General features: G+C 40.7%; 15 protein-coding genes. All 15 read right to left on the bottom strand.

The genetic code is table 11. The annotated features are described in order from the left end of the window. Nucleotides 1-31: 31 nt before the first annotated feature. Complete coding sequence (locus tag G632_RS0100715; RefSeq protein ID WP_022767114.1) at nt 32-2,518, bottom strand: sensor histidine kinase; 2,487 nt, start codon at nt 2,516-2,518, stop codon at nt 32-34. After that, entirely contained in the window at nt 2,515-3,210 is a 696-nt protein-coding gene (locus tag G632_RS0100710) for a response regulator transcription factor (RefSeq protein ID WP_022767113.1), read from the bottom strand. The genes G632_RS0100715 and G632_RS0100710 overlap by 4 nt, the downstream gene beginning before the upstream one ends. A gap of 104 nt (nt 3,211-3,314) precedes the next feature. Further along, nucleotides 3,315-4,187, bottom strand: coding sequence for a peptidoglycan editing factor PgeF (pgeF, locus tag G632_RS0100705; protein ID WP_022767112.1), 873 nt, complete (start codon nt 4,185-4,187; stop codon nt 3,315-3,317). A 24-nt stretch (nt 4,188-4,211) separates the two neighbouring features. Then, nucleotides 4,212-4,574, bottom strand: a complete 363-nt coding sequence (locus G632_RS0100700; protein ID WP_022767111.1) for a YraN family protein — start codon at nt 4,572-4,574, stop codon at nt 4,212-4,214. A 12-nt stretch (nt 4,575-4,586) separates the two neighbouring features. Beyond that, on the bottom strand, nt 4,587-4,886 hold the full coding sequence (locus G632_RS0100695) for an EscU/YscU/HrcU family type III secretion system export apparatus switch protein (protein WP_022767110.1): 300 nt from the start codon (nt 4,884-4,886) through the stop codon (nt 4,587-4,589). A gap of 9 nt (nt 4,887-4,895) precedes the next feature. Continuing rightward, nucleotides 4,896-6,626, bottom strand: a complete 1,731-nt coding sequence (gene fliK, locus G632_RS0100690; protein ID WP_022767109.1) for a flagellar hook-length control protein FliK — start codon at nt 6,624-6,626, stop codon at nt 4,896-4,898. After that, nucleotides 6,623-7,276: a ribonuclease HII gene (locus G632_RS0100685; RefSeq protein ID WP_022767108.1), complete on the bottom strand. Its 654-nt coding sequence runs from the start codon at nt 7,274-7,276 to the stop codon at nt 6,623-6,625. Before G632_RS0100685 ends, fliK begins: the two co-directional genes overlap by 4 nt. Further along, nucleotides 7,276-7,809 (bottom strand): signal peptidase I, encoded by a 534-nt coding sequence (gene lepB, locus G632_RS0100680; RefSeq protein WP_022767107.1) that lies wholly within the window; start codon nt 7,807-7,809, stop codon nt 7,276-7,278. Before lepB (G632_RS0100680) ends, G632_RS0100685 begins: the two co-directional genes overlap by 1 nt. Nucleotides 7,810-7,840: 31 nt before the next feature. Beyond that, complete coding sequence (ylqF, locus tag G632_RS0100675) at nt 7,841-8,713, bottom strand: ribosome biogenesis GTPase YlqF (RefSeq protein WP_022767106.1); 873 nt, start codon at nt 8,711-8,713, stop codon at nt 7,841-7,843. Nucleotides 8,714-8,727: 14 nt separating this feature from the next. Continuing rightward, nucleotides 8,728-9,327: a signal peptidase I gene (gene lepB, locus G632_RS0100670; protein ID WP_022767105.1), complete on the bottom strand. Its 600-nt coding sequence runs from the start codon at nt 9,325-9,327 to the stop codon at nt 8,728-8,730. A 69-nt stretch (nt 9,328-9,396) separates the two neighbouring features. Further along, nucleotides 9,397-9,747 (bottom strand): 50S ribosomal protein L19, encoded by a 351-nt coding sequence (rplS, locus tag G632_RS0100665; protein WP_022763985.1) that lies wholly within the window; start codon nt 9,745-9,747, stop codon nt 9,397-9,399. A gap of 106 nt (nt 9,748-9,853) precedes the next feature. Further along, nucleotides 9,854-10,291 carry a cytidine deaminase gene (locus G632_RS0100660; RefSeq protein WP_442852339.1) on the bottom strand — a complete coding sequence of 146 codons (438 nt, stop codon included), beginning with the start codon at nt 10,289-10,291 and terminating at the stop codon, nt 9,854-9,856. Further along, entirely contained in the window at nt 10,291-11,232 is a 942-nt protein-coding gene (locus G632_RS0100655) for an ABC transporter permease (RefSeq protein ID WP_022767103.1), read from the bottom strand. Before G632_RS0100655 ends, G632_RS0100660 begins: the two co-directional genes overlap by 1 nt. Beyond that, complete coding sequence (locus G632_RS18410; protein ID WP_022767102.1) at nt 11,232-12,383, bottom strand: ABC transporter permease; 1,152 nt, start codon at nt 12,381-12,383, stop codon at nt 11,232-11,234. The genes G632_RS0100655 and G632_RS18410 overlap by 1 nt, the downstream gene beginning before the upstream one ends. After that, nucleotides 12,383-13,897, bottom strand: a complete 1,515-nt coding sequence (locus G632_RS0100645; RefSeq protein ID WP_026512294.1) for an ABC transporter ATP-binding protein — start codon at nt 13,895-13,897, stop codon at nt 12,383-12,385. Before G632_RS0100645 ends, G632_RS18410 begins: the two co-directional genes overlap by 1 nt. Nucleotides 13,898-14,008 lie beyond the last annotated feature (111 nt).

Genomic DNA, 14,008 nt, shown 5'->3' with positions numbered 1-14,008 from the left:
ATTATCTCCGGAGGCTTCTTTTTTGGATATTTTATTTGCAGGCGTCAAATGTGATAACTACTTTAAAGAGATCTCCATCAAGCCTTATATCAAATGTTCCGCCCTGTGCAGTTGTCAGGTTCTTGGCAATTGAAAGACCCAGTCCACTGCCTTCTGTTGTTCTTGATTCATCTCCTCTTATAAATCTTTCAGCAAGTTCTGAAGCATCGATGTTCAGCTCTTTTGCTGAGATATTCTTGATTGAGAAAATAACCTTTTCAGCATTTTCAACAGTCTCATAATGCATATCGAGATAAACTCTGGTCCCTGTAAGAGCGTACTTACATACATTGTTTAGAAGATTCTCAATAACCCTCCACAAATGTCTTGCATCAGCCATAATTGTCATATTAGACTGCTCAGGCTTAAAGATAACAGAAAGGCCGTTATCTTCCAGCTTTTCATAGAACTCTCCTATTGTCTGATTAACAAGCTCAACGAAATTGATCTTGGTAAGCTGAATGCTGATATTTCCGGAGCTTATCTTAGAAGCTTCAACAAGATCTTCAGTCAATTGTTTTAACTTCTGCGACTTAAGTTCAAGGACATCAACATATTCTTTTACCCTCTCATTATCAATATCTTCTCTCTTGATAAGATCAACATAATTGATAATGGATGTAAGAGGCGTTTTTATATCGTGGGACACATTGGTTATAAGGTCTGCCTTGAGCTTTTCATCCTTCATACTTGTGTTTACTGCTTCTTCTATTCCTTCACCGATGGAATTAACGGCTTCTGCAAGAGCTATATTGTCTGAATGAAGCTCTTTTACCTCGACCTTGGATTTCACATTGCCGTTCTTTATATCATTTATAACAGCAATGATTTTATCTCTGTCGAGGTTCTGCCTGTAGAGGTAAATTCCTACAAGAAGATCAAGGAGGCAGGCTATTACAATTCCTGCAATTCCTATTCGGGTAAGTAATATGTTCATCACCACAAAGAATACGAATGGAATCCAGGTCCTGATTATGACATTACCGTTGTCAGTTGTATTAGTTATCAGGTTCTTAACAGAAAGGATAATGGTTCTAAGCAAGCTGTCCTGATAAGCAGTCTTATTCTTAACCTTGCGGATAATTCCATAAATTGCGAACAGCAGGCCAATATTAAATATAAATCCTGCCAACGCGCATGCATAAGGAAAATATGTCTCACGCATTATTGCTGAAAGACTGCCGGTCATAAACCTTAAAAGGAACCCTCCGACAATTGGAACTGCCATTATCAGAACGCCGATGAGAAATACACCCTCAGTGTAGAGTCCATGAGACTCTGCAGGAGCTTCTTCTGTCGATGAAACCGGAATTTCCTTTTTGTTCATAAGCCTGAGATAAAGAACAAACAGGAAAATGTAAATAAACGCAAATACTATTCCCAGAATATAAAGCTGTGATTTATAAGGCATAAACCTGTTAAAGCTGTTACGACCATCCGTAAAGGCATCCGAAGCAGGGTAATCATTAGTGTCAACTGCGATGTACATCTTAATCTGATCAGGATAAGCATAGCTAAAGGATTTGACTATTGTTCTTAACACGCCTTCTTTTATCAGCGTATTAGTCTCATAATTTAGCTCGTAAGGACAGTAATAGATATATTTCCCGTAATCTTCAAAGATAGACTTGATGTTTTTGCCTGTTGTCTCGCCGGATAGCTCTGAAATATTGGTATAGACATCATTTTTCCCGTTTATGGTCCTTACAATATAGTATCTAAGGTTGGTTGTTGCGTAATCATAGTAACCTTCAGCCTTGTTGTACTCTTCATAATTGGACAAAAGATCTTTTGCTGCCTCTTCTACATAGGAACATACAAGGTTATACTCTTCCCAGGTAGATACAATATTCTCTATGTTCTTGCCGTCAACGGTCTGATATCTGTTTATGAGATATGTGTGCTCTCCACCTTCCTTTGGAACCGAGTTGCCGGAAATTGAGAAGTTTAAGCTGTTTCCTTCTATCTGTGAATTAAGATAAGAATTAAGACCACCGGAATAAGCGTTACTCTTTAGATGCGTATAAGTCGTTGTCGGACTTAAGAAAACTTCACTCTCTTCCTCTGTGAAATTCTTGGTTTCATAATTAAAGCCGCTCTGAGCCCATTTAAGAAGATCTGAGAGGTAGTAAACAGCAGTTACATAGTCTCCGGTCAGATTTGCACCTCTGTTAACATAAGCTGTAACATCAACCTTTTTCTTGCTGTCATATATGCCGTTTGTTTCCATCTGAGTCTTGATGGCAACGTGTCTTAAAACATCGGATATATTGTTTCCAAGAATATTATTAAAAAGATATGAGTCCTCGTAAGACCTGTTTCTATCTGAATCATACAGGCTATATGAATAATATCCGTTTATACCCTGTATCATAATGCTGCTTCCTGCGAGAGAAGTTGCAATAACAAAGGCAATCAATGCTGCCAGAACATGCTGAAAAAACCTAATTGCCTTCATCTTTGTTGTCACACTTTTCATTTTCTGTCATCCTCAATTTTGTAGCCGACACCCCAAACCACCTTAAGGAACTTGGGTTCTCTCGGGTCTACTTCTATTTTTTCTCTTATGTGCCTGATGTGAACTGCTATGGTATTGTCGGTGCGCACAGAAATATCGTTCCAAATATTCTCATAGATCTGATCAATGGAATAAACTTTACCTTTGTTCTTGGCAAGGAAAACAAGGATCTTGTATTCAATGGGAGTAAGCCTGATATCTTCTCCAAATACTGTGACCTTCTTGGCATTATCATCGACCATAAGCCCACCTGAAGTATAGACATTAGCTCTTTCAACCACTTTTCCAAGAGATGTATATCTTCTTACGTTAGATTTAACCCTGGCAACCAGCTCAAGCGGATTAAAAGGCTTGGTCACATAGTCGTCGGCACCGATATTAAGGCCAAGGATCTTGTCGGAATCCTCTGATTTTGCAGAAAGGAATATTACCGGTATGGTACTGAATTCCCTTAGCTCTTTTACCAGATGGATACCATCAAGCTTGGGCATCATGATATCGATGATCGCAAGATGGATTTCCTCATGACGAAGAACGTACAATCCTTCTTCACCGTCGTAGGCTTTGTAGACGTTAAAGCCTTCCTGTTCGAGATAAATCTCAATGGCATCAACTATTTCCTTGTCGTCATCACAAACTAAAATATTCTCCATAGCATCCTCACATAATCTCTTATAAACTATTAAATCATTAAAATCTTAAGATTTACCGTCGAAATTTCTTAAGATTTCTTAAGAAATAGACGTATTTACGATAATTACTTTTTGATTGACAGAAAAGCACATAAATTTCCTCTGTTTTCATGGTGTATACGGTGAGAAAACAAAAGATCCGGATTACATCTTGTACAGATATCGGTAACCAGAATATTTTCATTTTTCACGCCACTTTGAAGAAGTGTCAGTTTTATGGCATTCCAGAGATACAGCCTGAATTTATCTTCCGGATAGGGAATCAGAATCTCATATTCAGATAGTTCTTTTTCGGTAAAAGAGCTTCCAAACTCCTCTGCAACGTCCCTTCCGATCTCATAACAAGGTCCGCATATAGACGGTCCGATTGCGCAAACGAGATCTTCTGGATTTGACCCATAGTTATCTTTCATTTTTTCGATGGCTTTTGCAGAAATTTTACCTTTAGTGCCTTTCCAACCCGAGTGAACCAGGCCGATAGCTCTTTTGACAGGATCAATTATATATACAGGAGGACAATCTGCGTGAAAGCTTCCGAGTATTATGCCCGGAACATTGGTTATAAGGCCGTCTATATCCGTATAATCACGAAGGCGCGCAGGACCTTTGCCTCTGTCTTCTTCTGTTACAACCTTGATGTTTGTTGTATGCGTCTGGAAAGTGCAAACAAAGTCATCAAGCGTTTTGCCGTGTCCAAGTGCATCTGCAACTAATCTGTAATTTTCATCTACAGCTTCTTTATCATCGCCCCTTGTATAGCTTAGGTTGCATTCTGAATAATATCCTTTTGAAACACCTCCAAGTCTTGTGCTAAAGAGATGATCTACCATACCAAGTTCTTCGATTTTCGGAAAAACAAGGTATTTCAGTCCGTTGTGGTCTCGAAGTTCCAAGGTTTTTTCACCGCCACAGCGCTTTATCCTAATATTGTTTTCCATAGTAAATCCTTTCCAATACTCATTTTAAATATAATCAAATGCATTCTTGATCCATTTGAACGCAAATATATTGTCTTTCTGGGAAATTGCTATTACATCGTATCTGATGGGAATATCTAAAGACTTATACTTAGAATATAAATAGAATTGTGAGACTTTGCAAATATGCTTTTGCTTTTTTATATCAACGGCCTCTTGCGGAGCGCCGAACCTGTCGTCTGTCCTGAACTTGACTTCAATAAAACACAGGTAATTTTCGTCTTTTGCGATAATATCGACTTCTCCGAACCTGCATCTGAAATTGCGATGAAGGATTACCCCTCCGTTTTCGACAATATACTTGCAGGCAAGAAGCTCTCTTGTTTCGCCAACTACTCTTTTATTCAATTATTTAAACCTCTAATGTCTTGATTTATCTTTTGCTTTAATCTTGTCCATGGCATCGACAAATACCAGAATTTCTGCCACTACTTCGTAGAGCTCGGGAGGGATCATTTCGCCGATTTCAAGGCGCGATAATGTCTCTGCCAGTTTGTCATCCTCATGAACAGGGATTTTGTTGTCCTTTGCCTGTTCAATGATCTTTTCTGCCAGCGCACCTTTACCTGATGCTATGACCTTGGGGGCTCCGTCTTCATTTGGGTCATAAGCCAGAGCCACAGCGGTTTTTACTTTTTGCTTTTCATTATTATCCGGCATTTATAATCCCTACGCCCTCGCATCAAATGATGCTGTTGAAAGGAGCGGTGTTTTCATTACATCCAGCATTTCATCAACTGCCGCATCCTGTCCATCCATTTCATCGTGGAGCATCATCTTGACGCTCATGGTATAACCACGCTTTTCAAGCCTTTCATTAAGAATATGGATATTGTCATTGATAAGATCCAGTATACTCTCATCTGCCACGTAGAAATTGGTAGAAACCTTGGTATCCTTCATTTTGACATATACATCAAGAGGACCTAAATGCTCCATATCGAGGTGAAGAACGGCGCTTACTGATCCATCTTCACTGACTTTTTTGTGCTTGTTCTTATATACAAAAAGGTCTCCGTGGACATTTTGTCCGGCCATCTGCAGAGGAAGCTGAACATATTGGAACATCTGATTGAGCTGATCCATGAAATTCAAATTGTTCTGCAGGTTATTTGCTGTCTGACCAAGCTTGGACTCTGCTCCCAAATGTTGTTCAATTGCAGATGTCAGACCTTTTACCTGATTACCAAGTCTTTGATAGAGCTGTTCAACATTCTCCTTTTTCTCAACTTCACCGGGCTTTAAATGCCATTGCGCTGACATGTTGTCCTTGAGGAGCTTTGTATAGTCATTATTGGAAAAGACATTTTTCCAGGTTTGAGCAGTCTGATCAGAGGTGATATCTGATTTTTCAAAGGCTGTTGACAGCTCTTTTAAAATCTCTTTTTGCGCAGTCTCAAGTTTGGCCTGTGCTGCAGCATTATCGCCATCGGGATTTTGCTTAATCTCCTTAAGCGCATTTTCATAGTTTTTAATTGACTCTTCAGGAACTCCAAGATTCTTGAGATCTTTTATGAAACTATCAGATAGAACATTTCCATTTACTGCTGTATCAGTAGTCTGAGCTTGATTACCATCTGTTACAGCTTTCTCGCCTTGTACCTGTGCCTGTGCTGTTTCAGGATTTACAGCTTCGCCCTGCTGTGCTGTTTCAGCAGCATTTGGTAATAGAGCTTCCTCTGACGCTGCTAGAGTCTCTGAAGTAACCTGTCCTTCTTCCCCGGAAAAGAGCTTCAAAACCGACCCATAAAGGTCAAGGGCAGCCTTGTCATTCCCCGCAGCTGTAAGCTCTGAAAATGCGCCCGGAAGCTCATTCATAATGTCTTCCATGGCAGATGTAACCTGATGCTCGTAGTTTTTGTAGCTCTCAAACTGGACTAAATTGTTGTCATTGATTGGAATTCCCAGACTCTTCATCTCAACCAGGGTTGAAATTGAAGTATTTGGATAAGTAGACAGGTTTTTGTTCATTTCAAGAAGCGCATCCTTCCCAATGGGAAGTCCTGCTTCCATCATATCCTTAACCATCTGAACAGTGTCGTTATTTATTTCAATCCCGGCAGCTGTCAGAGCTTTTAAAGTACTCTGATCAATAGATGTATTCGCATAAAGAGGAGTTATTGTAACACCTGAAGAACCCGTGCTTCTAACAGAAAAATTAAGGGTTTGGCCTTCTCTAAGGCCCATTCCTTCTGAAAGCTTGGCATTTATAACATTATCACCAACGCTGATAGTGGCGATTTTCTCGCCACCTTCGCCGTCAGCTACAGACACAACCGTACCCTGGATGGTTCCACCTCTTTTTAACTCTAAAGGCTGCTCTTCAGCTTTTTGATTTCCGAAGTGTCTGCCATCAATTACGACGGTATTTTGTTGTGATACATTACTTATGACATTCATACGAAGTTTCCTATAAATGACCTTCTATGTATTTCACAGGGACCATATTCTTTTAAAGCTGCAATATGAGCTGCTGTTCCATAGCCTTTATTGGAATCAAAAGCGTACTGAGGGTACTTTTGAGCCATTTCTTTCATCAATCTGTCCCTTGTCACTTTGGCTATAATACTTGCAGCGGCTATTGATACGCTCTTTGCATCACCTTTTATAATGGATATCTGCTTATATTCCTCTAGCTGTGGTATATGAACAGCATCGATCAAAAGAGCTCCGGGCTTAACCTTTAGGCTATTTACAGCCATAGTCATGGCTTCAAAGGTTGCCTGAAGAATATTGATCTCATCAATGCGCTCGGGAGAAGAACATCCGATTCCAACAGCAAGAGCCTTCTCCATGATTTCATCATAGAGGGCCTCTCTCTTTTTTTCGGATAATTTCTTAGAATCATTTAGATATAAGATTTCTTTTTCCGGATCAAGGATAACGGCTGCAGCATAGACAGGACCGGCAAGAGGGCCTCTTCCCACCTCATCTATTCCACATAACAGGCCATAGCCTACGTTTTCTCTCTCATATTTGCTAAGTTCATAGATGCGCTCTCTCTCCTTGTTTAAGCGCTCTATTTTCTTTTGCTCAGAAGCTGAAGGCATCAGTCAACACCTCCGAAAGCAGAAAATGGATAGATCCTTATGAAAGCTTTTCCCAAAAACTCACTCTTTTTGATGCTTCCAACGGTGATATCTCTGCTGTCCATACTGTGATTTCTGTTATCTCCCATGACGAAATATTCATCGGGGCCTAGTTTTACACCGTCTATGGCCCTTCCGGGGTCTAATATAACCTCGGCACCATAATTCTCAGATAAAAGAGTATCATTAATGTAGATATTTCCATCGGTATCAACTCTAACGGTCTCACCGGGAAGTCCAATGACACGTTTGATGAAATATTGTCTGTTCCCGTATTTATAAGGGAAAATAACAATATCAAATCTTGCAGGATCAGAGAATCTGTAAGTAACCTTATCTACAAGCAGAGAATCTCCATCATGGAGAGTAGGCTCCATTGACTGTCCGCTAACTTCTGTTCTCTGAGCAACGAATGTGATAAACAGAAATGTTAGAGCAAAGATAACCAGCAGATACAAAACTGTACTTAGTATTTCTTTTAATACTTTATTCATGTCATCATCTCTTTTCCGTGCTTAGCACTTTTTATGGTCTTTCTATAGATAGTCTTCCAAGTCTTCCGTTTCTGAAATCATCTAAAATAAGTGCGGATGCTCTGTCTATATCCGGCATGGCACCTTGTTTTATCAGCTTTCTACTCTCGGCGATGGCTGAGAGATATGCGCTTAGAGGAGTTGCATACTGTTCCTCCTCAAATTTCCTTATTTGATCTTCGGTAATATTGTATTTGGACTCTATAACGCCGGGATAAAGCTCTTTTAATATCTTTATAAGTTCACATGCAAGTTCTGTTGTATCGAGGTTCTCGTCGTTCATTGAACCTATCAACGCAAGATGAAGTCCTACTGTTTCATCCTCGAACTTGGGCCAAAGGATACCGGGAGTATCAAGCAGCTGCATGTTCTTGCCAAGTGAAATCCACTGTTTACCCTTTGTAACACCGGGTTTATTACCGGTTTTGGCAGAGGATCTGCCTGATAACTTATTGATGAAAGTGGATTTTCCGACATTGGGGATTCCGGCAACCATAGCTCTTATGGGTCTGCCAACGATGCCTCTCTTTTTATCCCTCTCAATCTTCTCTGCACAGGCCTTTAAGATCAGATCTTTTACTTTACCTGCTTCGTTGCCGGTCTTGGAGTTCATTTCAAGGACAAACATGCCTTGTGACTGGTAGAGATCTCGCCACTTAGCTGTGATCTCAGGATCGGCAAGATCAGCTTTATTAAGAATGATAAGTCTGAATTTATTCTTGCCAAGCTCATCTATATCGGGATTTCTTCCTGAAGCAGGGATCCTCGCATCGGTAAGCTCAATTATTATATCGATCAGTTTGATGTTTTCCTGCATCATTCTGATGGCTTTTGTCATATGTCCGGGATACCACTGATAATTCATAAGTTAACCTTTCTTTAGTAGTGATTTAATATAGGACCACCTTGGGCATTTTCGCTTTTTAGCTTAAACCAGGCCTTTCCTACAATCATACCGGATTTAACAATACCAATATTAGCGCTTCTTGAATCTTCAGAGCTGTTTCTGTTATCGCCAAGGACAAAGTACTCTCCGCTCTGAAGCTTGATCGGATTTGCTGCTATCCCTTCATCTTCCATTTTATCATAGATATCGCTATCTTCCATCCTAATCTCATCGTTGACATAGAGATTGCCGTCTATGATCTGAACCTTTTCTCCGGGAGTTGCCACAACTCTTTTTACATAATAATGGGAATTAACATTGCCGTTTGGCAAAAACACGATAATATCGCCTGTCTTAGGACTAATTATCTTAGAAAGCGCTCTATCTACAAGTACTGCCTGTGAATTATACAGAGCAGGTTCCATGGAATCGCCGATTACCTTAACCTGCATTCCAAATGCAAAAACAAGCGCAAATGCAATGACTGTTGCAAGAATGGTTATAAACAGCCATGAAAAGATTTCACGTATAAGCTTTGAGGTTATTCTCTTTTTCTTCTGGTGAAATGTAAAAGTATTCCGTCTTGATCTCATATTTACCCCACTGCTTTATAACACGTAAAAGGGCAATTACTTAATAGTAACTGCCCTTCAAAAAACATATTATCTGGTAACAAGCTCTTTAACCTTAGCCTTCTTACCTGTAAGTCCCTTAAGGTAGTTCAGCTTAGCTCTTCTTACCTTACCTCTTCTAACAACCTCTACCTTCTCAACGATAGGTGAGTGAAGTGGCCATGTCTTCTCTACGCCAACACCGTAAGACTCTTTTCTTACTGTGAAGGTTGTACGGTTGCTACCGCCCTGGATCTTCTTGACAGTTCCCTCGAAAACCTGAACTCTTTCACGGTTTCCTTCTTTGATCTTAGCGTGTACTCTTACAGTATCACCTGTGTGGAACTGAGGCGCGTTAGCGTTCAGCTGCTCTTTCTCGAGCTCTTCGATAATAGTACTCATATCTTTTCTCCTATTCAATGGACGTTCTTAAATGTAACATTTGTACATCAGAGGACCGTCTGATTGTCACAACGCATTTTAATATAACATATAAAGCGCGTATTCGTCAACCCAAAAGATTATTTGGAGTGAATCTTTCAGGTACAAGCTCTGTAAGAGTATACTCTTTATATTCAGTTTCTGATTTTACAAGGTATATTTTAAAGTCATCCTTGCAGAATTCACTCATAACCTGTCTGCAGACTCCGCATGGCGGACAATAGTCCAGTTCTGTGGCATCCTCTTTTCCGCCTGCGATGGCAATTGCGGTAAAATCTCGTACTCCTTCACTTACTGCTTTGAAAAAAGCTGTTCTTTCGGCACAGTTTGTGGGTGTATATGAAGCATTCTCGATGTTACAACCGGTATATATCTTGCCATCAGCAGAAAGCAGTGCTGCTCCCACATTAAAATGCGAATATGGTGTGTAGCTCATTTTCCTCATGGAAAGAGCTGTTTTTACTAATTCCTGTAGCTGTGAATCCATAGTTTTTTCTTTCTTTATTACCTTGATCCCTTATCGTAAGGAATACCCTCTGCCTTAGGCGCTCTTGAGTTGGATGATGTAAATGCAAGAACGATAAGTGAGATGATATAAGGCATCATATTATATACGGAGCCCGGAATATTGAGGGCTGCCAGGAAGTCAAAGCCTGAGTAAACGTTTGACAGGGCTCTGAAGAAACCGAATAACAAAGCTGCAAGTCCAATGTTTAATGGTTTCCACTGTCCGAAGATCATAACTGCAAGTGCAAGGAATCCAAATCCGGCAACACCGACTTCGAACTTCCACTCACTTACGCCGGCTGTGATATAAACAATTCCACCGATACCTGCCAGCATACCTGAAATAAGTACGCCTGACCAGCGCATCTTGTAAACGTTGATACCAACAGAGTCAGCAGCCTGAGGATGCTCACCACAGGCCATGAGACGAAGGCCGAATCTTGTCTTGTAAAGAATGATATATGCCAGGATAAGCATTATCAAAGCAACAAGCATGAACCAGTTGAACTGGAATGATCCGAAATTAACAACAAGAGCTTTCTTACCTGCCATGTACTGTACTGTAGATGATACGTTGTCAGGGTTCTCTGCCATGTTGATGGACTTAACAATAACTGTTGCTGCTGCAGCTGCGAGCATGTTAAGAGCTGTACCTACAAGGGTCTGATCAGCCTTTAAGTTAATGCAGGCAACGGCAAGAAGTACCGAATATAAAACGCCGCAGACTATAGACGCGCCTAATACAGCAAAGAGAATAAGTGCCTTAGGGGTTGCGGGATTTATGTACTTAAGTGTCAGAGCACCACCAAGAGCTCCGATAACCATGATTCCCTCAAGTCCGAGGTTGATAACACCTGAGTGCTCAGAAAAGCATCCTCCCAGAGCTACCAGAATAAGAACTGATGCAAATAAAAGTGTGTATTGAAGAAGCAGTACCATTAGTTGTTACCTCCTTCCTCTTTATTTGCTTTAACACTTGGTTTTTGCTTTTCTCTCTCCTCTTTTGATCTCAAATAGCTGTTGAGATGAAGCTTGAAGAAAAGAACAAAACCGCAAAGGTAAATAATGATCGCAGAAATGAAATCTGAAATCTGTGAAGGATAAATATTCTTATCAAGATATGATCCTCCACTGGTAATATGCTGAATAAAGTATGATGCAAAAATGGTTCCGATAGGATCAAGTCCGCCAAGGAATGTAGCAGCGATTCCGTTAAAGCCCATGCTTGGAACGGATGACTGTGTTACTGACCACTGCTCGTATCCTGAAAGGAACAAAAATGCAGCACCAAGTCCTGCAAGAGCACCACCGATGAAAAGAGTTATGATAACGTTCTTTTTCTCTTTCATACCGCTGTATCTAGCAGCATCCTTTGCAATACCGGTTGCACGGATCTCATATCCGAATACAGTCTTGCTGAGAACGATCTTCAGCACGATTGCAATGATAACAGCTAAAGGAATGGCAATTGTTACATACTTATTGTTGGAAAAGAGCTTTTCCATTCCAAGTGATGGTAAAAGAGCGCTTGGATTGGTGCTTGCAAGCTGAACTGTATATGGGCTGGCTGTCTCTTTTACTCCTGAAAGAAGCATGTTGACTGAATAAAGTCCGATCCAGTTAAGCATGATTCCCGAAATAACTTCGTTAACGTTGAGGTAAGACTTAAGAAGTCCTACGATGATTCCGAATACACCGCCTGCTACAAATGCAGCAATGAGGCATACAATCCATGGAAGGTGAAGAGCAAGTGCACAGTAAAGAGCTGCTCCGGCGCCTGCTACATACTGTCCTGCTGCTCCGATATTGAAAAGACCGGCCTGATAGCAGAACTGGATTGAAAGAGCACACATAAGAAGTGGTGCTGCTTTAACAAGTGTATTTCCAAGGTACTTCATAGCTGCCTTGGGTGACGGATATGTAAAATAGTTTTTAAGGATTGTTATAATAGCTTCGGTTGCACCCTTTGGATTGATAATAAGAAGCGCGATATAACCTACCAAAAGACCTATTACAATGCACAATAAAGCTGCTAAAGTTGACTGAACAGCGGGCTTTGATAGGAAACTGGATTTAGTTTTGTTATTCATTATGCGCCCACCTCCTGTCTCTTAGCACCGGCCATGTAGAGACCAAGCTCTTCCGGTGTTGTCTTCTTAGGATCAAATTCTCCTACAATCTCACCCTCGTACATTACAAGGATTCTGTCTGAAACACTCATAACCTCTTCAAGCTCGAGAGAAACTAAAAGTACAGCATGTCCTTCATCTCTCTGCTTGATGAGCTGCTTGTGAATGTATTCAATAGCACCTACGTCAAGACCTCTTGTAGGCTGAACTGCTATAAGAAGATTAGGATTCTTATCAATCTCTCTGGCGATAATGGCTTTCTGCTGGTTACCACCGGACATTGAACGCGCAATTGTAGACGCACCCTGACCTGATCTGATATCATACTGCTCTATGAGCTTCTCGGCGTATTTATTGATTTCAGCTTTCTTAAGGAAACCTGCCTTGGTTGAGAACTGAGGCTCAAAGTATCTCTGAAGCACAAGGTTATATGCAAGAGAATAATCAAGAACAAGACCATGTTTATGTCTGTCCTCAGGAATATGACTCATTCCACTGGTTGATCTCTCTCTTATTGATGCATGAGTTATATCTTTGCCTGAGAGTGTGATTTTTCCGCTTGTGCAGTTCTCAAGACCTGAAAGTCCGTAAACAAGCTCAGTCTGACCGTTTCCGTCGATACCTGCTATGCAGACGATCTCTCCTGCTCTGACATCGAAAGATACGTTCTTAACTGCATTATTGTGATGGAGCTTGCTGGGAACAGTCATGTTCTCGACATGAAGAATTACATCTCCGGGTTCCTTGTCTTCCTTGGTTGCAACAAGCTGCACATCACGACCAACCATCATTCTTGAGAGTTCGTCCTGATTAGTATCAGCGATGTTAACTGTTCCGATATACTTACCTCTTCTGAGTACGCTGCATCTGTCAGCAACTGCCATGATCTCGGCAAGTTTATGAGAAATGAAAAGAATTGACTTTCCTTCCTTGGAGAGATTTCTCATGATTTCCATTAGCTCATCAATCTCTGCAGGTGTAAGAACAGCTGTAGGCTCATCAAAAATAAGAATCTCATTATCTCTGTAAAGCATCTTGAGAATCTCAGTTCTCTGCTGCATACCTACTGTGATGTCTTCTATCTTGGCATCAGGATCTACCTTAAGGCCATACTTATCAGAGAGTGCAAGAATTTTCTTTCTTGCCTCATCTTTCTGTAAAAATCCATATTTGGTTGTCTCATCTCCGAGGATGATATTGTCAAGTACAGTAAAGCACTGTACAAGTTTGAAATGCTGATGAACCATTCCGATTCCAAGGTCATTAGCATCATTGGGGTTATTGATCTTAACCTCAACGCCATCCTTTTTAATGATTCCCTCTTCTGCCTGGTACAAACCAAACAGAACACTCATAAGGGTTGACTTTCCTGCTCCGTTTTCCCCAAGGAGAGCATGGATTTCGCCTTTTTTGAGCTGCACTGTAACATTATCATTAGCGATGATTCCCGGGAATCTCTTGGTAATGTTCAGCATTTCGATAGCATATTCGCTGTTTCCTGCCACCTGTTTTCCCTCCACATTATATTTTCTTATTGTCAGAAAAAAGGCCGGAAGACTATGAATCATCCGGCCCTTATTAACTTA

The sequence above is a fragment of the Butyrivibrio sp. NC2007 genome (assembly GCF_000421405.1).
Classification (GTDB): Bacteria; Bacillota; Clostridia; order Lachnospirales; family Lachnospiraceae; genus Butyrivibrio.
This window is presented reverse-complemented; position numbering and strand designations above follow the sequence as displayed.

Coding starts and splice junctions, on each gene's coding strand:
- lepB (WP_022767107.1), bottom strand. CDS start 7,809: ATGAATAAAGTATTAAAAGAAATACTAAGTACAGTTTTGTATCTGCTG.
- G632_RS0100685 (WP_022767108.1), bottom strand. CDS start 7,276: ATGCCTTCAGCTTCTGAGCAAAAGAAAATAGAGCGCTTAAACAAGGAG.
- G632_RS18410 (WP_022767102.1), bottom strand. CDS start 12,383: ATGAATAACAAAACTAAATCCAGTTTCCTATCAAAGCCCGCTGTTCAG.
- pgeF (WP_022767112.1), bottom strand. CDS start 4,187: ATGGAAAACAATATTAGGATAAAGCGCTGTGGCGGTGAAAAAACCTTG.
- ylqF (WP_022767106.1), bottom strand. CDS start 8,713: ATGAATTATCAGTGGTATCCCGGACATATGACAAAAGCCATCAGAATG.
- G632_RS0100715 (WP_022767114.1), bottom strand. CDS start 2,518: ATGAAAAGTGTGACAACAAAGATGAAGGCAATTAGGTTTTTTCAGCAT.
- G632_RS0100695 (WP_022767110.1), bottom strand. CDS start 4,886: ATGCCGGATAATAATGAAAAGCAAAAAGTAAAAACCGCTGTGGCTCTG.
- fliK (WP_022767109.1), bottom strand. CDS start 6,626: ATGAATGTCATAAGTAATGTATCACAACAAAATACCGTCGTAATTGAT.
- G632_RS0100710 (WP_022767113.1), bottom strand. CDS start 3,210: ATGGAGAATATTTTAGTTTGTGATGACGACAAGGAAATAGTTGATGCC.
- rplS (WP_022763985.1), bottom strand. CDS start 9,747: ATGAGTACTATTATCGAAGAGCTCGAGAAAGAGCAGCTGAACGCTAAC.
- lepB (WP_022767105.1), bottom strand. CDS start 9,327: ATGAGATCAAGACGGAATACTTTTACATTTCACCAGAAGAAAAAGAGA.
- G632_RS0100655 (WP_022767103.1), bottom strand. CDS start 11,232: ATGGTACTGCTTCTTCAATACACACTTTTATTTGCATCAGTTCTTATT.
- G632_RS0100645 (WP_026512294.1), bottom strand. CDS start 13,897: ATGCTGAACATTACCAAGAGATTCCCGGGAATCATCGCTAATGATAAT.